General features: G+C 71.8%; 14 protein-coding genes. 8 read left to right on the top strand and 6 right to left on the bottom strand.

The genetic code is table 11. The features are described from left to right. Positions 1–138 precede the first annotated feature (138 nt). The gene (locus ACH492_RS13270) at positions 139–2,595 is read left to right on the top strand and encodes a hypothetical protein (protein ID WP_398985830.1); all 2,457 of its coding nucleotides are present in this window, start codon (positions 139–141) and stop codon (positions 2,593–2,595) included. Here ACH492_RS13270 and ACH492_RS13265 read toward each other — a convergent pair. From ACH492_RS13265 to ACH492_RS13250, 4 genes are all read right to left on the bottom strand, one after another. Next, positions 2,565–4,958 (bottom strand): right-handed parallel beta-helix repeat-containing protein, encoded by a 2,394-nt coding sequence (locus ACH492_RS13265; protein ID WP_398985828.1) that lies wholly within the window; start codon positions 4,956–4,958, stop codon positions 2,565–2,567. The two genes, ACH492_RS13270 and ACH492_RS13265, sit on opposite strands and share 31 nt — an antisense overlap. Before the next feature lie 128 nt (positions 4,959–5,086). Next, entirely contained in the window at positions 5,087–5,695 is a 609-nt protein-coding gene (locus ACH492_RS13260; protein ID WP_398985826.1) for a hypothetical protein, read from the bottom strand. Positions 5,696–5,875: 180 nt separating this feature from the next. After that, complete coding sequence (locus ACH492_RS13255; protein ID WP_398985824.1) at positions 5,876–6,700, bottom strand: MOSC domain-containing protein; 825 nt, start codon at positions 6,698–6,700, stop codon at positions 5,876–5,878. Between the two features lie 37 nt (positions 6,701–6,737). Then, positions 6,738–7,205 (bottom strand): DUF6643 family protein, encoded by a 468-nt coding sequence (locus ACH492_RS13250; RefSeq protein WP_398985822.1) that lies wholly within the window; start codon positions 7,203–7,205, stop codon positions 6,738–6,740. Positions 7,206–7,447: 242 nt separating this feature from the next. Between ACH492_RS13250 and ACH492_RS13245 the strand changes: the two genes are divergently transcribed. After that, positions 7,448–8,734 (top strand): TerD family protein, encoded by a 1,287-nt coding sequence (locus ACH492_RS13245; RefSeq protein WP_398985820.1) that lies wholly within the window; start codon positions 7,448–7,450, stop codon positions 8,732–8,734. A 15-nt stretch (positions 8,735–8,749) separates the two neighbouring features. On the opposite strand, the gene ACH492_RS13240 is transcribed toward ACH492_RS13245, so the two are convergent. Further along, positions 8,750–9,922 carry a glycosyltransferase gene (locus ACH492_RS13240; protein WP_398985817.1) on the bottom strand — a complete coding sequence of 391 codons (1,173 nt, stop codon included), beginning with the start codon at positions 9,920–9,922 and terminating at the stop codon, positions 8,750–8,752. A 58-nt stretch (positions 9,923–9,980) separates the two neighbouring features. Here ACH492_RS13240 and ACH492_RS13235 point away from each other — a divergent pair, with 58 nt between their 5' ends. Beyond that, positions 9,981–10,754, top strand: a complete 774-nt coding sequence (locus ACH492_RS13235) for a glutamate racemase (protein WP_398985815.1) — start codon at positions 9,981–9,983, stop codon at positions 10,752–10,754. Between the two features lie 116 nt (positions 10,755–10,870). Further along, positions 10,871–11,431, top strand: a complete 561-nt coding sequence (locus ACH492_RS13230; RefSeq protein WP_398985813.1) for a hypothetical protein — start codon at positions 10,871–10,873, stop codon at positions 11,429–11,431. Positions 11,432–11,508: 77 nt separating this feature from the next. On the opposite strand, the gene ACH492_RS13225 is transcribed toward ACH492_RS13230, so the two are convergent. Beyond that, entirely contained in the window at positions 11,509–12,588 is a 1,080-nt protein-coding gene (locus ACH492_RS13225; RefSeq protein WP_398985811.1) for an O-antigen ligase family protein, read from the bottom strand. 249 nt (positions 12,589–12,837) lie between these two features. Between ACH492_RS13225 and lnt the strand changes: the two genes are divergently transcribed. From lnt to ACH492_RS13205, 4 genes are all read left to right on the top strand, one after another. Further along, entirely contained in the window at positions 12,838–14,499 is a 1,662-nt protein-coding gene (gene lnt, locus ACH492_RS13220; protein ID WP_398985809.1) for an apolipoprotein N-acyltransferase, read from the top strand. A gap of 10 nt (positions 14,500–14,509) precedes the next feature. After that, positions 14,510–14,992 (top strand): NUDIX hydrolase, encoded by a 483-nt coding sequence (locus ACH492_RS13215; protein ID WP_398985807.1) that lies wholly within the window; start codon positions 14,510–14,512, stop codon positions 14,990–14,992. A gap of 55 nt (positions 14,993–15,047) precedes the next feature. Next, positions 15,048–15,872, top strand: coding sequence for a 3-hydroxybutyrate dehydrogenase (locus tag ACH492_RS13210; protein ID WP_398985805.1), 825 nt, complete (start codon positions 15,048–15,050; stop codon positions 15,870–15,872). A 120-nt stretch (positions 15,873–15,992) separates the two neighbouring features. Continuing rightward, positions 15,993–17,918 (top strand): helix-turn-helix domain-containing protein, encoded by a 1,926-nt coding sequence (locus ACH492_RS13205; protein ID WP_398985802.1) that lies wholly within the window; start codon positions 15,993–15,995, stop codon positions 17,916–17,918. Positions 17,919–17,957: the final 39 nt, after the last annotated feature.

Here is a 17,957-nt window from a genome sequence, read left to right as displayed (position 1 = left end):
CGCACGGGCGACGCGGCCCGTCTCGGGGAGATTCCGTGAGAGCCGTGCGGTGAGCTGCCATGATCCGGGATTCTGGTCATGAACTGCCGCGCGGCCGCGCACTGATCGATCCTCCCATCGAGAGAGCGAGTCAAAGAAGTGTCCCCTGCCACTCCGGTCCCGCAGAGCGGAGGGCCCGCGCTGGAACTGCTGGTCCACGGCGTCGGCGGCGCCACCCCGCAGGACATGCTCGGCGACCCACGTACGGTCCGGATCTCCGGCGACGAGAAAGCCGCGGTGTTCCGGCGCACCGACGACGAGGAGGCGGAGCGCCACCCCGAGCGGTACGCGGACCGGCCCATCCCCGAGGCGTACTGCTGGTCCAACCTCACCTCGGGCAACGGCGCGCGGGCCCTGTGGCTGCTGCTGCTCCCCTTCATGGTGGTCAACCTCGCGCACTGGATGCGGCCCCGCGCCAGGGGCCGCGCCAGGACGACCCGGTTATACGGAGTGCTGGTGCGGCTTGTCGCGCTCAGCCTCACCGTGCTGCTGACGGCCGCCGCCTGCGAGGTCGCGCTGGACCTGGTGGCGTGGCAGTGCGCGGGCTCTCCCGACTGCACCCGGGAGAGGTCCTGGCTCGGCTTCCTGTCGAGCGCTCAGGGCGGCTGGTGGTCGCAACCGGGCCGCCGTCTCGCGCTCGCCGCGGTTGTTCCGGCCGCGCTGGTGGGGCTGCTGTGGTACCTCTCCAACCGCACCTGGAGCGCGTACGAATCGCAGCGGCCGCCGACCGGCGAAGACATGGAGGAGGGCGAGGAAGGCCCGGACGAGGACGCGGACGGGGACGGGGACAAGGGCGAAGATACGGGCGGCACGAAGCCGACCGTGCGGCCCGCGCTCGGCAGGCCCGGATTCTGGTACGGTCGCCGGCTCGTCGCCCGGCTGCGCGCCGCGCACACCGCAGCCGGATTCCTGACCGTCTCCGCCGCGGTCGCAGGGGCCGCCGCCCGCCATGACCGCCGAGCCTCCGGCACGGCGCTGGAAATCTGCGGCCTCCTGCTGGAGGCAGCTCTCGTCGTGGCGCTGCTCGCCGTGCTCTGGGTCGTCATCCGCAGGGGCCGCAGCGAGCGGCGGATCGACGCCCGCATCGATCGCGCCGCCGTCCGCTATCTGCCCGGCACCGCCCTCGTACTGCTCGTTCTGTCCCTGCTGTACGCCTCCTGGTCCCGCCCCGGCTGGGTCTCCAGCGCCACCCTCCCCGGCGATGTCACCTTCCGCGTCATCGCCCTCGTCCAGGGCGCCCTGGTTGTTTCCCTCGCAATGGCGGCACGCGTCCTGCACCGCCGCGCGCGCCACCCGCGTACCGCCATGTCCGGCTTCGGCGGGCCCGCCGTCGCGATGCTCGCCTGCGCCCTGGGCGGGGTGATGACCGGCGGAGTCGCTCAGCGTGTGGCCGACTGGCTGGACGGCCCCGGCACGCCTGGCATGGACGGGGAGGGCTCGATTCCAGGGCCTCCGGTGCTGCTCAGCTGGCAGGCCTCGGTCATCCCCGTGCTGCTGATCGTCCTGTTCGTCCCCGCCGTCGTCCTTGCCGCACGGACCTGGCTGAAGGCCCGCCGGCTCGCGGGCCCGGTCGAGGCGGACTACGACGAGGGCCGCCCGGACGCCGTCCGCACCCGGCGGATAGCGGGCACCCGCGCCCGGGCCGCCCTCACCGACGCCGCCCCCTGGTTCGTCGGCATCGTCTCCGGCGCCACCCTGCTCCTCGGCGCGGGCGCGGTCGCCGGCGCCTGGGCGAGCGGCGAAGTGCCCGGCAGGGCCTTCGGTCACAGCGACGGCTTCGTCGAGTCCGCAGCGGAGGCCGCACAGTCCCTCGGCTCCTGGCTGATCGGCTTCGGATTCATACTCTTCGTCACCTGGGGCCGCCGCGCCTACCGAGACGCCTCGGCCCGGCGCACCATCGGCATCCTCTGGGACGTCGGCACCTTCTGGCCGCGCGCGGCACACCCCTTCGCACCCCCTTGCTACGCGGAGCGTGCCGTCCCCGACCTCACCTGGCGGATGTGCACCTGGACCGGACTCACCGGCGGACGGCTCGTCATCTCCGGCCATTCGCAGGGCAGTGTGCTGGCCGCGGCGGCCGTCTGGCAGCTGCCCGCCGCCACCCGCCGCCGGGTGGCGCTGCTGACGTACGGATCACCCCTGGAGCGGCTCTACGGCCGCTGGTTCCCCGCGTACTTCGGACCCGTCGCCCTGCGCGAGCTGCGCAGCGAGGTGAGCTGCTGGCGCAATCTGTGGCGGCGTACTGACCCGATCGGCGGGCCGGTGCTGGTCCCCGCTGAGGGCGAACACCCCGCGGTGGACCGGGATGCACTCAAAGACCCGGTGGTGTACGGGCGTTCGGAACGGCATCCGCTGCCGGAACCGATCCTTGGGCACTCCGAGTACCAGGCCGACAAGGCCTTCGACAGGGAACGCCGGGAGCTTCTCGACCGGCTCACCCCGGCGGTGCCCCGGCAGGTCCAGGCGGGGACTCAGGCCCCGGGTCACGGTCAGGCGGGGACTCAGGCCCCGGGTCAGGCCCAAGCTCAGGGCAGTTCGGGCAGATCCTCCGGGTAGAGCAGGGTCAGGTCGTCGGTGCTCGCCTCGGCGAGCTCGGCGACCCGGCCCGCGTGCCGCTCGACCATCGACTCGAAGGTCTGGCGGGCGGTGCGGCCGTTGCCGAAGGCGGGCCCCTTGGGCAGCGCGGTGAAGTACTTCAGCAGCGCCTCGCCGGTGCCCGTGCCCAGCCGGTACTCATGCTCCTCGGCCTGCTGCTCCACGATCCGCAGCAGCTCCTCGGGCACATAGTCGCTGAAGGTGATGGTCCGCGAAAAACGGGACGCCACACCGGGGTTGACGGACAGAAACCGCTCCATCTCCGCCGTGTACCCGGCGACGATCACCACGACGGCGTCCCGGTGGTCCTCCATCAGCTTCACCAGCGTGTCGATGGCCTCCTTGCCGAAGTCCCGCCCGGAGTCCTCGGGAGACAGGGCGTACGCCTCGTCGATGAAGAGCACTCCGCCGCGCGCCCGGTCGAACGCCTCCTGGGTGCGGATCGCGGTGGAGCCGATGTGCTCGCCGACCAGGTCCACCCGGGAGACCTCGACGAGATGGCCGCGCTCCAGCACCCCGAGCGAGGCCAGGATCTCGCCGTACAGCCGTGCCACGGTCGTCTTGCCGGTGCCGGGGGAGCCGGTGAAAACCAGGTGACGGCGGGCGGAGGCGGCCTTCAGCCCTGCCTCCTGGCGGCGCCTGCCGACCTCGATCATGTTGGTGAGCGTGCGGACCTCGCGCTTGACGCTGTCCAGGCCGACCAGCGCGTCCAGTTCGCCGAGGACCGCGCCCGAGGTGCGTACGGGCTCGGCCGGCGCGGCCTCGGGGGCGCGCTGGTCGGGGATCGCGCCGAGCAGCCCCGGCGACTGCGTCGCGGTCAGCACGGCCGTCGTCTGCTCGGCCCCCGGCCGTACGCCGCTCTCGTCGCTGGTGCAGTCCTCGACGACCGAGCCGTCGTCCTCCGCCAGCTCGTAACCGCCGCGCGCACATCGCTCGGTGCGGCAGCGGCTCAGTGTCGTACGGCAGCCGTCCATCACATGGAAGCCGTAGCCTCCGCTGCCCGTGACCCGGCAGCCGCGGAAGGTGCCGCGGCCCTCCGCCGACACATAGAAACCGGCCTCTGCGGGCGAGGTGACCGTGCAGCGTTCGATCACCGGATCGGCGCCCTTGGTGACGATCACGCCGGTCTGTGCGGCGTCGATGGTGCAGCCGTTGAGTGTGCCGCCGCTGCCGTGGTCGCGGAACCAGGCGCCGGTGGACGCCTCCCTGATCCGGCAGTCGTCGAGCTGCGCCGTCGCACCGTCGCTCACCGACACCGCGGTGTTGCGGACCTGGGAGAGATCACTGTCGACGACATCGGCGCGCGAACCGCGGTCGAGTACGAAGATCGCGTCCGGGACGTCGTGCACGCGGCAGGAGTCGAGCACGGCGGTCGCGCCGTCGCTGACCCAGACGGCCGGATAGTCGCCCGTGCTGTCATGGATCTCGCACTGGTTGGCGTCCACCCGCGTGCCCGGGTCCCAGACCGACAGGCCGTTGCGCCCGAAGCGGCGCACCGTCGACCGCGTGAGCGTGAGCACGGACCGGGAGCGCAGATCGATCGCGTTCTCCGGGATGTCGTGGATGTCGCAGTCGGACAGCGTGAGTACGGCGTCCGTGTCGAGGGTTATGCCGTCGGCCGAAGTGCGGTGCACGGTGGAGTCGGTGAGATGGGCGCTCGCGCGGGAGGCGATCTGGACGCCGGTGCCCTTGATCTCGTACACCTCGCAGCCGATCGCATCGAGGCCGCTGCCCTCGCCGGTGACGGTCAGGCCCGCGCCCGACGCATGATGCACCCGGCATCGCTCCAGCCTCGGATGCGCGCCGCCACCCACGGAGACGCCGGACCGGCCGGCCGAGACCACCTCGCACTCCTCGAACACCCCACCGGCGCCGTCCAGTACGCCGATGCCGACGCCCGCCGGGTTGTCGACTGTGCAGCGGCGGACGGTGGGGCGGGCCGCGCCGCGCACTTCGAGACCGGCAGCGGAACGGGTGACGATCCGCAGATCGATCAGCTCGGGGGTGCCGTCCTCGACCAGCAGCGCGGGCGCTGACGCGTCCTGCCCCTCCACATGGAGGTCCTGGACGATGGCGGAAGCGCGCACGGTGAGCGGCACTCCGTCGGCGGGCGCGATGCGCACCGAGCCGACCGCGCCCTCGGAGCCGCGCAGGGTGACCGCCCGCTGGACGACGAGATTCTCGCGGTACGTCCCCGGCGCGACGGTGAGGATGTCACCGTCCCCTGCGGCCTCCAGGGCTGCGGCGAGTGAGGGGTACTCGCCCGTGCGGCGCCGCCACCGCGATGTGCCGGTGTGCGTCACCTGGACCGTGCCCTGTGCCATGGTGCTGCTCTGCCCCCACCTCGTGATCCTGTTGCCGCCGCGTCTCTGAAGGGGACGCCCCCTGACCCCCGAGGGGGATGCCCAACCGTAGCGCGCGCGACGAGCGGGAGTTGACGAGACGTGACCGGTCAGCTGCCCGCGCCCGTACGACCCCAGTCGGGGCCGGCCGCGGCCCACGCCCGGTCAAGGCGCGCGTATCTGCGCCGTACAAGTCGCGAGACGACCAGCCGTCTGGCGCATTCGACGAGTCCCGCGGCGGCGAACGCGGCGCCTGTCCCGGCCAGGGCGGCGTGCACGCCGGCAGTCGCCGCGTCCATCGGGCGAGTGACGATCCGGCCGGCGCGGTCGGTCCAGATGGTGAACGTGTCGCCGGGCCGCACGGTCCGCAGCACGGTGGAGACCGTACCGGTGTGCCGACTGCCATCCGCCGCCGTCCACTTCGCGACGATCGGACGGCGCTTGTCGTGGGCCGCGGAGGACTCGGGGTCGTACGCGGCGGGCTTGTGCGCCGGGGCCGGTTTCAGCACCGTCGCGGTGACCGCGTGACGCTGCTCGCGCTGCATGCGTACCGACTGGCGCAACGACTCGTCGGTCAGGCTCCCGGTGATCCAGCCGACGGCCGGGGCCGCGGTGACGAGAAGCACGGCGGCGACGAGCGCCGCCCACGCCTCCAAGAGATCGGTCGCACGGCGCAGGGGATTGCGGCGCCAGCGCCAGACTCCTGCGGCTGCTCGCACTGTCCTGCACCCCCTTCCGCGTCCGTCATAGCCCGGTACGGCACGGCAAAAGCACGAGTGGCGCGAAGAGAGAGGAAAGTCACCCGGCGCCCCTCACCCGCCACCCACACCCGCCAACCGTCCAACGCGTCTGTCACCGCGGGGTGTTCCCGGGTTGGAGGGTTCCCGGGTCGTGGCGACCTATGCGAGGACGCTGACGGTGTCGCCGGCCCGGATGACGCCGGTCCGCTCCGGCACCAGGTACTGCCCGAAGACCACCTTGTCCCCGACGCGGCGGTGCCGGGCGAGCGTCCGCAGCGGCTCCTTGCCACGCTCGGCAGTGCGCTGGTCGGTGGTGGTGATGACGCAGCGGCCGCAGGGCCTGGCCACCCGGAAGGTGACCTCGCCCAGCACGATCCGCTGCCAGTCGTCCTCGGCCCAGGGTGCCGTGCCGTCGACGACGACATTCGGCCGGAACCGGGTCATGGGCAGCGGTCCCTCGTCGGCGTGATCACCCTGTGCGATGAGGGAGTTGAGAGCGTCGAGTGAGGCGAGGGTGGTGACGAGCAGCGGATACCCGTCGCCGAGATGGACCGTCTCGCCGGGGAGCGCGTACTGAGGGTCAATGGGGCGCCGAGTGGCCGGGTCGTCGAGATGGACGAGCCGCACCTCGGCGCCCAGATAGTCGCTGAACCAGTCGTCCGCGGGCCCCTCGACAGGCACCGTCTCGACCTTGTCCCCGAAAAGTTGCACCGCGACAGTCCCGACCGGCTCGGGAACGGCGACGGTCAGCGGCTCGTGCCCGGGCGCGGTCAGCCGGATCCCGCCGTCCGGCATCGCCTCGGCACGGGCCAACGCCAGCCGTGGCTGCTGGCGTTGGGTGACCACCTTGGCCGAGGGGTCGATCAGCGTCCACCGACGGTCCCCGGCGAGTCCCCACGGCTCTACAGCCGTCTCGCCGAGTGCGTACCCCGCCACCGATTTGACCGGGTGGACATGGATGGAGCGGATGGTTGGGTTGGACATACAGCCATAGTGCCAGCCCCCGCTGACATCCGGCCGGTCAGTACCCCCGGCCTTGGTACGGACGGTTGTACGGGTCGTCGTAGGGGGCGGGCGTCGGCGCAGGACGCGCGGCCGCCGGGCGCATCGCCTCGTAACCGGTGGGCACCGGACGCTGCTGCTGCGGCTGGGCCTGGGGCTGAGGGCCCGGGTACCCGCGCGGCACGGAGGTCTGCTGAGGGATGTACGGCGCGGGCGCGTGCTGCAGCGGCACGGGCTGCTGCATCTGCTGCGGGTAGCCGTACGAGCCGTAGGAGGGAGAGGAATACGAGGGGCCCGCCGGGAGGGCGGGCAGGGCCGCGGGTAGCGCCGGCAGATAGCTGTTGCCGGTGTCGTACGCAGCAGGCACTCGGATCGGGGCGATCTGAGGCGTGCCCCGCTCCGCGACCAGGGAGTCGTAGATGGGGGTGTCGGGGAACGACGGAGCGGAGTAGTAACCGCCGCCGTAGGTGGCGCGGGGGGAGGTCATGGCACATAAGTTAAGCCCACGATGTGCTGGTTGGGGAGCCCGATAAGAGGGTTGTTTCAGTAGATGCGAGTGACCGCGGATCCCCAATGCGAGCGAACCCGGGAAAATCGGTCGCCGGGAAGCGCGTAGATCGTGTAAAGGGCAAGCTGAGAGCGGGTTACCCACGGGTCGGCCAGGGCGTCCCGGGTGCCCTGGGGATTAGGTTGGCGGCAGATGAATTTTCCGGGACACCCCGACTCGCGATGGGGGCGAGCATGTCCATGCTAAAAGGAGCCAATACTCCGGTGCCGGCGCAGCACGTTCGCGTCGAATTGGGATGGCGTACAGGTCCCGGTGCACCGGATGTCGACGCCTCGGCGCTCCTCCTCGCATCGGGAAAGGTCCGCTCCGACGCGGACTTCGTCTTCTACAACCAGCCGTCGCACGCCTCGGGAGCCGTACGCCACGAGGGGAAGCAGAGCGCGCCGGACAACGTGACGGACCTGCTGTCGGTCGACCTCGCGCGCGTGGAGCCCGCGATCGAGAAGATCGTGCTGGCCGCTTCGGCCGACGGCGGCAGCTTCGGGCAGGTGCCCGGCCTGTACATCAAGGTGCTTGACGCGGCGTCCGGCGCCGAGATCGCGCGGTACGACAGCCAGGACGCGACGGTCGAGACGGCCTTTGTGCTCGGCGAGCTGTACCGGCGCCAGGGCGCGTGGAAGTTCCGCGCGGTGGGGCAGGGCTACAGCACCGGACTCGAGGGCCTGGCGACGGACTTCGGCATCTCTGTCGACGAGCCTCAGCAGGCGGCCCCGGCTGCCGCTTCGACGGCTCCTGTAACGCCCGCGGCGCCCGTCGCGCCCGCCCCCGTGAAGCCTGTGTCTCCGCCGTCGGCGCCCGCTCCTTCCGCTCCCGTACGTCTGAGCAAGGTGACGCTGACGAAGGAGACCCCGTCCGTCTCCCTGACCAAGCAGGGCGGCACCTCCGGCGCGATGCGCGTCAACCTCAGCTGGCAGGTGCGCAAGCAGTTCCAGGGCTGGGGCGCCAAACTCGGCCGGGCCGTCGCCATGCACGCGGACCTCGACCTCGACCTGTGCGCGCTCTACGAACTCGCCGACGGCCGCAAGGGAGTCGTCCAGGCCCTCGGCAACGCCTTCGGCTCGCTCCAGCAGCCCCCGTACATCCATCTCGACGGCGACGACCGCACCGGCGGGACATCCGGCGAGAACCTCACCATCAACCTGGACCACAAGGACCGGCTCCGCCGCGTCGTCATCTTCGTGACCATCTACCAAGGCGCTCGCAGCTTCGCCGATCTGGACGCGACGGTCACCCTCCAGCCGCAGCACGGCGCCGCCATCGACTTCTCGCTCGGCGAGTGCACCGTACCGTCGACCGTCTGCGCGCTCGCACTGATCACCAATACCGGCTCGGATCTCGTCGTCCAGCGCGAAGCCCGCTTCCTGGTCCCGGAGCGCGGTGTGAGCCCGCAGCGGACGATCGACTACGCGTACGGCTGGGGCATGAACTGGACGCCCGGCAGGAAGTAACGCCGGTTGGGCAGGTCACCGGTCCGGCGTGGCCTCGGGTCGGGCGTACGTACGCCCCTTCCAGGCCGCGCCGCGCCCGCGGTGGTGCTGTACCGCCGAATCGACGGTCATCAGCAGATACAGCAGGGCGGTGAAGGGCAGCAGGGGCGCGAGCAGCAGCGGCTGCCCGTAGTAGCGCAGCGTCGGGAGATACGTCCCCGTCATCACCGCCCACGCGAACCCCCCGGCCCAGCCGGCCGCCGCATCGTGCCCCCACACGCCGGCGCACAGTGTGACGGGCGGCGCGAGATACACCAGCGCGAGCCCCACCACGGTCCCGGCCAGCAGCAGGGGACTGTGCAGCAGTTGGGCGTACGCGCTGCGCGACACCATCCGCCACAGGTCCGCCAGCCGCGGATACGGCCGCACGCTGTCCACCCCGTCCGCCAGCCCCAGCCAGATCCGGCCGCCTGAGCGCCGCACGGCCCGCGCCAGCGACACATCGTCGATCACCGCCTGCCGGATCGACTTCGGAATGCCCGCCCGCTCGGCCGCCACCGCGCGCAACAGGACGCAGCCGCCCGCAGCGGCCGCCGTCCGCGACCCCGGGCGGTTGACCCACCGGAAGGGGTAGAGCTGCGAGAAGAAGTAGACGAAAGCGGGCACGATCAGCCGCTCCCATCCGCTCGCGACGCGCAGCCGCGCCATCTGGGAGACGAGGTCCAGCCCGTTCGTACGGGCCGCTGCCACCAACTCGCGCAGACTGTCCGGCTCATGCGCGATATCGGCATCGGTGAGGAGCAGATATTCGGGACCGTCGGCCCGGGCCAGGGCGATGCCGTGCCGGAGCGCCCAGAGCTTCCCCGTCCAGCCGGGCTCCGGCTCGCCGGGGGAGACCACACGCAGCGGCAGTCCGCCATGGCGCTCGGAGAGGGAGCGGGCCAGTCCCCCCGTGCCGTCCGTACTGCCGTCGTCGACCAGCACGATCTCCGCACGGCCCGGATAAACCTGCGCCAGCAGGGAAGGCAGGCTGAACGGCAGCACCTCTGCCTCGTCTCGCGCGGGCACGACAACGGCGACATCCGGCCAGCGGTCGGGGGCCTCGCGCCGGGGCAGTCGCTGGTCCGTGAGCCAGAAGAAGCCCTGCCCGAGCAGCAGCCATCCCCATGTGGCCAGTGATCCCACGGCGATCCAGGCAACGGCGCTCATTCGCCGCAGTCTGCCCCACTGCGCCAGTACCGCAAGGGCAGTCGACTATGGTGACCGGGTGAAGATCGCGCTCATGGACTCCGGAATCGGCCTGCTTGCGGCGGCCGCCGCGGTACGCAGGCTGCGGCCGGACGCGGATCTCGTCCTCTCCTCCGACCCCGACGGCATGCCTTGGGGGCCGCGTACGCCCGACGATGTCGCCCGGCGTGCACTCGCCGCGGCCCGCGCGGCCGCCCTGCACCGCCCCGACGCGCTGATCGTCGCCTGCAACACCGCATCGGTGCACGCCCTGCCCACTCTGCGCGCCGAGCTCGAGCCGGGGATCCCGGTCATCGGCACGGTCCCCGCGATCAAGCCGGCCTCGGCCGGCGGCGGCCCCGTCGCGATATGGGCCACGCCCGCCACCACGGGCAGCCCGTATCAGCGTGGCCTCATCCGGGATTTCGCCGGCTCGGTCGCCGTCACCGAAGTGCCCTGCCCTGGGCTCGCGGACGCCGTGCAGTGGGCCGACGAGAGCGCCATCGACGCGGCGGTGGCAGCCGCGGCCGCCCTCACGCCCAGTGATGTAAGGGCCGTCGTCCTGGGCTGCACCCATTACGAGCTGGTCGCCGACCGGATCCGTGCCGCTGTCGGACACTCCGTGGCTCTGCACGGGTCGGCCGGGGCGGTCGCCGCGCAGGCACTACGCCGTATCGGCGAGCAGCCGGCCCCCGACGCCGCTCCGAGCAACCGGCTCACGGTGCTGCTCAGCGGCCGCGAGTCCACCCTCCCCGAGCAGGCGCTCAGTTACCTGGAAGGCGGCCTGCTGGAGGCAGTGAGCCCCGCGCACTGATCGTGATCGGGCCAGCTCAGCGCTCGTCCTAACGCCCCTACCGGGGCCGCTCCTTCCTTGTGATCCATACGGTCGAGACCATGCCCTGCCGTAGGAATCTGAGTACCCTGCTTGCCATGAGGGACCACTTCCGCGAATCGGGGCATCCCACAACGCCCCCGCCCGCGATCTGGACCGGCCGTGCGACCAACCGCATTCAGTGGCTGCTCGCCGCGGCGGGTGCCGCCTGCATGGCGCTCGGCATCGAGCTGGCCGTCGACTACGCATGGACCACGGGCATCGTCCCACTGCTGATGTCCGTGATCGGCTGCGTCGCGGCGGGCCTGATGATCCTCTACGGGACCCTGGCCTTCGTCCATGTGGCGGTCAAGGTCGACAGCGATGCCGTCGAGGTGCGCTGCGGCCACATCGGCCTGCCGCGTCGGCGGATCCCGCTCTCCCACGTGGTGGACGCGGAGTTCGTAGCGAAGGTCACCCCGTGTCAATGGGGCGGCTGGGGGTACCGCTGGCGCCCGGAGATGGGCACGGCCGTGGTCGTACGCCGCGGCGAGGGCCTGGTCGTCACGTTGGGCGACGGCAGGATCTTCACGGTCACCGTGGACGACGCGGAAGCGGCGGTGCGGGCGATCCGCGACCGCCTCCACCTGACGGGTACGACCAAGCCCGCGGGGGCGTAGCGCTGCGCCGCCATCGGCCTCTGAGGCCCGGCTGAACCGTGCGGCCCCCTTGAACACTGGTCGCCGCTATGTCGCCTCTATACCGCGCGACTGTCCGCTTCCGTCTGGCGCGCCACCTGCGTACCCGCCCCCGCCCCGCCCTCGGCCGCCACGCGCGCCGTCGCCAGGCCCGCGAGCAGCCCCGCGCCCGCCGTCACCGGGGCGAAGCTCAGCGCATTGCCGACGCTCGCCAGCACCGCCAGCGCCGTGAGCGCGGCGCCCGCGCTCAGTACCACCGGCGTGGACCGGGGCGAGCGCAGTAGGCCGTACAGCATCCAGCCGAACGCCGCCCCCAGCAGCGCCACCCCCACCACACCCTGCTCGGCCGCCTGCTGCAGCGAGGCGGAGTGCGGTTTGCCGTCGGAGCCCAGCGACTGCTGAGCCGTGCTGCTCAGCTTGCCGAAGCGGTCGGGGCCCACGCCCCGTATCGGATCCTCCTGGGCGAGCGCGATCGCGTCCCGCCACAACGCCACCCGGTTCTGGGTCAGCTGGCCCTCCAGCGAGACGGTCAGTCCGTCCGGCAGCGCGTCTTCGGCCACGCCCCAGGACGTGGCGACGACCAGGCCGGCGGCGAGGGCCAGACCTGCGATCGCCACCGTCCGCCGACGCATCCGAACGGCCGCGAGCGAGCAGAGCAGTACGCCGAGGGCAGCAGCGAACCCGACCAAGGATCCGAGTGCGAGCGCGGTGCAGGCGACGGCGAGAGCGAGCACCCGCAGCCCAAGGCGCAGCACGGGCGGACGGGCCGCGGAGGCGGCGCAACAGGCCGCGCCGGCGGCGAGGACCAGCAGCGCGGCGGCCGCGCCTGTATGCCCGGGCTGGGTGGCCGCTCCGACGTTCGCGCCGGGCACTCCCTGCCGCGAGGCGATCGCCAGGCCGAGGGCCGCGAGTGCCGCGGCCGACGCGGTGGCAGCGGGCAGGAGCGTGCCGCAGATGCGGCCGCAGGCGTACCCCGCGGCCACGGCGAACACGGCGAGCAGCACACCCTCGGGCCGGGCCTCGCGTCCCGCCGCGCTGATCAGCGACCAGACGGCGCACCCGCTCAGGACGACGACGCCGGCGACATCGCTCGCGCCGCCGTGCTCCCGCGCCGCGGACCGGCTGTCCGGTGCAGCCATCCCGTCGACCCCCCGACCTGTGACGGGCCCTGCCGTAGCAGCCGAACCGGGTCGGGTGGCAGGGACTGGCGCACACGGTAACGGCAGAGACGGGGGTTTGTGGATGGGTTGCGCAGGAACGTTGCTGCGGCCGAGGCTTCGGCAGTCCGGCGCCCGCCCCGGTCCGCGCTGCCGACAAGCGCGGTCTGCACTGCCGACAGCGCGGACCGGACTGCCGGGAGCACAGCCTGCCGCCGTAGACTCCGCCAGGTGAGCGCCACCATCACCACCGTCGACACCCCTCAGCCCGCCACCGCCGGCCGATCATTGCTGCGCCGGTTCGTACGGCCGGGTGCCGCCGCGCTTTCGGGGGTGCTGCTCTTCGTGAGCTTCCCGCCGCGGCCCCTGTGGTGGCTGGTGCTGCCCGCCTTCGCGCTGCTTGGCTGGACGCTGTACGGACGTCGGCCGCTGCCCGCCCTCGGTCTCGGCTACCTCACCGGCCTCGGCTTTCTGCTGCCGCTCCTCATCTGGACGGGCGAAGAGGTCGGCCCGGTGCCGTGGGTGGCACTGGCGGCGGTGGAAGCGGTGTTCGTCGCGCTCGCCTGTCTGGGCATCGCCGCCGTCTCCCGGCTGCCGGTATGGCCGGTGTGGGCGGCCGCCGTGTGGATCGTGGGCGAGGCGGCCCGCGCCCGGGTGCCGTTCGGCGGCTTCCCCTGGGGCAAGATCGCCTTTGGCCAGGCGGACGGCTTTTTCCTGCCGCTCGCGGCGGTCGGTGGGACCCCGCTGCTCGGTTTCGCCGTCGCACTGTGCGGATTCGGGCTGTACGAAACCGTCCGCCGGGTCCTCGCCTACCGGCGCACCGGCGAGCTGCCGCGCAGCGCCGCGGCCGCCGCGCTCCTCAGCGTGCTCGTCCCCGTCACCGCGGCACTCGCCGCCCTGCCGCTCGTCGACGACTCCGCCGAGGACGGCACCGCGACCGTCGCCGCGATCCAGGGCAATGTGCCGCGCCTGGGGCTCGACTTCAACTCCCAGCGCCGTGCGGTCCTCGACAACCATGCGCGCCGCACCGAGCAGCTCGCCGCCGATGTGAAGGCGGGCAAGGTGGCCCAGCCGGACTTCGTGCTGTGGCCGGAGAACTCCTCGGACCTCGACCCGTACCGCAACGGCGACGCCCGGGTGGTCATCGACGACGCGGTGAGGGCGATCGGCGTGCCGACCGTCGTCGGCGCGGTGGTAACTCCCGACACGGGGAAGCTCCGCAACACCCTGATCGAGTGGGACCCCACGCGCGGCCCCGTCGACACCTACGACAAGCGCCATGTGCAGCCGTTCGGCGAGTACATCCCGATGCGTTCGCTCGTACGGCTCGTCAACTCGGACGTCGACCGCGTCCGCCGGGACTTCGGCCCCGGCCACAAGGTGGGCGTTTTCGATCTGGCGGGCACCAAGGTCGGCATGGTCACCTGCTTCGAGGCGGCGTTCGACGACGCGGCGAGGGACACCGTCACACACGGTGCCCAGCTGATCTCCGTACCCAGCAACAACGCCACTTTCGGGCGCAGCGAGATGACGTATCAGCAGCTGGCGATGTCGCGGGTGCGGGCGGTCGAGCACGGGCGCTCGGTCGTCGTCCCCGTCACCAGCGGCGTCAGCGCGGTGATCATGCCGGACGGGAAGATCGTCCAGAAGACGAAGATGTTCACCCCGGACGCGCTGGTGGCCGAGGTGCCGCTGCGCTCGTCGCTGACTCCGGCGACCCGGCTGGGGACCTGGCCGGAGCGCTTCCTGGTGCTGGTCGGGGTGGGCGGTCTGGGCTGGGTGGTCGTTCGGGGCGTACGGACTCGGCGGGGGCAGCAGGAGCAGCGGGAACAGCGGGAACAGCGGGTGGAGCCGTCGGAGCGGTCGGAGCAGGGCCCGGTCGACGCCGGTTAGGGTCGAAGGCATGGCAACCCCTGACTTCATCCGCGAGATCCGGGCCACCGCCGGGCATCAGCTTCTCTTCCTGCCGGGCGTCAGCGCGGTCGTCTTCGACGACGAGGGGCGGGTGCTGCTGGGCAGACGTGCCGACACCGGCAAGTGGTCGATCATCGGCGGGATTCCGGAGCCCGGGGAGCAGCCGGCGGTGGCGGCTGTGCGGGAGGTGTACGAGGAGACCGCGGTGCAGTGTGTCGCGGAGCGGGTCGTGCTCGTGCAGACGTTGCGGAAGCCGGTCACCTACCCCAACGGCGATCAGTGCCAGTTCATGGACGTCTGCATTCGCTGTCGGGCGGTGGGCGGACAGGCTCGCGTCAATGATGACGAGTCGCTGGAGGTGGGGTGGTTCTCTGTGGACGCGCTGCCGGAGCTGAAGGAGTTCTCACTCTTCCGGATCAAGCAGGCGCAGACCGAGGGACCGGCATGGTTTCAACCCACCATCGAGCAGTGAAGTATGGGTGGCGACCACATCGGTCGGGGGGTGATCACTGCCTAGGGTGCGAAGCATGACCGCGCCCACCACACCAGGTCCCGCACCTCAGTCTCGTCCTCGCCATCCTCGTACGGTCGACCTCGACCTCGGTGGCCGTACGGCACTCGTCACCGGCGCGGCGGGCGGCATCGGCCGAGCCTGCGCGCTGCGGCTCGCAGCCGCCGGTGCGAAGGTCAGAGCCGTCGACCGGGACGCCGATGGCCTCGAGGCCCTGGCCGCGGACTCCCCGGGGCTGGCCGGCGCCGTGGAACCGCAGGTTCTGGACCTCACCGATCTCGATGCGGCGGAGGCGGCGGCCGCCGGTGCGGACATCCTGGTCAACAACGCGGGGCTGCAACTGGTCCGGCCCATCGAGGAGTTCCCGCCGGACGTCTTCCACACTGTGCTCACCGTGATGCTGGAAGCGCCGTTCCGGCTGATCAGGGGCGCCCTTCCGCACATGTACGCCCAAGGGTGGGGCCGAATCGTCAATATCTCTTCCGCACATGGGCTGCGAGCCTCTGCCTTCAAGTCCGCCTATGTGTCCGCCAAACACGGTCTGGAGGGGCTTTCGAAGACCGCGGCCCTGGAGGGTGCTCCACATGGGGTGACGTCCGTATGTGTCAATCCCAGCTATGTAAGGACCCCGCTGGTCGAGCGACAGATCGCCGATCAGGCCGCGGCCCATTCCGTGGCCGAGGAGCGCGTCCTCGCCGACGTACTGCTCAGGGACTCCGCGATCAAGCGCCTGGTCGAGCCGGAGGAGGTCGCCGAAGCGGTGCTGTATCTGTGCAGCCCGCAGGCCTCCTTCATTACCGGCACCTCGCTCGCCATCGACGGTGGCTGGACCGCCCACTAGACATCCGGGGCTTCCCGAGACATCCCGCGGCCGCCTGTCGAGGGTGACGCGGTTGTCCACAACGGCTTCGTCGTCCACAGGGCTGGTGCGACCACCCGTACGGCAGGTAATCCTGTGTCCATGTCCCACGATCAAGCCTCCTACCTGGAGCTCCTCGCACGCGGTGCCGCCACCGAGGCGTACGAACGGCCCGTGCTGCTCGCCCGCGCGAGCGGCGCGGCACCGGACGAGCTCGCCGCCATCGAGCACGCCAAGCAGCTCGCGCTGCGGGTGCGCGCCGAGCTGGAGGGGCGGCGACGGCGCGAGGCCGAGCTGTCCGCGCTCTTCGAGACCGCGCACGACCTGGCAGGTCTGCGCGACCTCGACGCCGTGCTGCGGGCGATCGTGCAGCGCGCCCGCTCGCTGCTCGGCACCGAGGTCGCCTATCTGAGCCTCAACGACCCGTCGGCGGGCGACACCTATATGCGGGTCACGGAAGGGTCGGTGTCGGCGCGCTTCCAGCAGCTGCGGCTAGGCATGGGGGAGGGGCTCGGCGGGCTCGTCGCCCAGACCGCCCGACCGTATGTCACCGACAGCTATTTCGACGACGCCCGCTTCGAACACACGAGGGCGATAGACACTGCCGTCAGCGACGAGGGCCTGGTCGCGATCCTCGGGGTGCCGCTGATGCTCGGCAGCCAGGTGATCGGCGTGCTCTTCGCCGCGGACCGCCGCGAGAGAGTCTTCGAACGCGAACAGGTCGCGCTGCTGGCCTCCTTCGCCGCCCATGCCGCCGTCGCCATCGACACCGCCAACCTGCTGGCGGAGACCCGCTCGGCGCTCGCCGAGCTGGAACGGGCCAACGAAATCATCCGGGATCACAGCGGCGTCATCGAGCGTGCCTCGGAGGTCCACGACCGGCTGACCGAAGTGGTGCTGCGGGGCGGAGGCGTTCATGACGTGGCCGCCGCCCTGTCCGAAGTCCTGGACGGCTCGGTCGAGTTCACGGACGACGACCTCGACGCGACCGGCGCCGACGGCCGTGCGATACGCCAGGGAGACGACTGGGTGGCAGCGGTCTCGGCGGGCGGCGAGCTGCTGGGCGCCCTGGTGCTCCGCGGCCGACGGGACCTCGATCCCGTCGACCGGCGCACCTTGGAGCGCGCCGCCATGGTCACCTCGCTGCTGCTCCTCGCCCGGCGCTCCGCCCACGCCGCCGAACAGCGTGTACGGGGCGAGCTGCTCGATGACCTCCTCGACGCCGCCGACCGCGACCCGCGGCTGCTGCGTGAGCGGGCCGCACGGCTTCGGGCCGACCTGGACGCCCCGCATGTGGTGCTCGCAGCCCGCATCGACGGCCCCGGCACGGACGCCGCGGACCGGGACGCGGCCTGCCGGGACTCCACCGGACGGGACACCGCTACCGCCGAGCGGGAGACCGCGGACCGACAGCGTCTGTGGTCCGCCGCCTCGCACCTGGCCGCGACCCGCTCGGGCCTGGCGGCTGCTCGCGACGGCGGCACCGTACTGCTGCTGCCGCTCGGCCCCGACGACAGTGCGTCCGACGTCGCGCGCCAGACCGCCAGGTCACTGGGCGGCACGCTCAGGGAGTTGGTCACCGTCGGCGCGTCCTCACCGGTGGCCGCGCCCGCCGGCGATCCGAGCCCGATAGCCGGCGCGTACGCACAGGCGCGTCGCTGCCTCGACGCCCTGCGCCTGCTCGGCCGCTCCGGACAGGGCGCCGCGGCACAGGACTTGGGTTTCCTCGGCCTGCTGCTCGCCGACCCCGGCGACATCGACGGCTTCGTACAGCGCACGATGGGCGAGGTCGTCGAGTACGACCGGCGGCGCGGCACTGACCTGGTCCGTACGCTCGACGCGTACTTCGCGAGCGGTATGAGCCCGGCCCGTACGAAGGACGACCTGCACGTCCATGTGAACACTGTGGCCCAGCGCCTGGAGCGAATAGGCCGACTGCTCGGCCCCGACTGGCAGTCACCGGCGAGGGCGCTGGAGATCCAGCTGGCACTGCGGCTGCATGCGATGTCTGCGGCGGTCGCCCACTGAACGCGCCGCTGCGCGGACCCCGTTGGGATCCGCGCAGGG

The organism is Streptomyces sp. NPDC019443 (assembly GCF_044389785.1).
Lineage (GTDB): Bacteria > Actinomycetota > Actinomycetes > Streptomycetales > Streptomycetaceae > Streptomyces.
The sequence above is the reverse complement of the archived record's forward strand: the minus strand, read 5'-3'. Positions and strand labels throughout refer to the sequence as shown.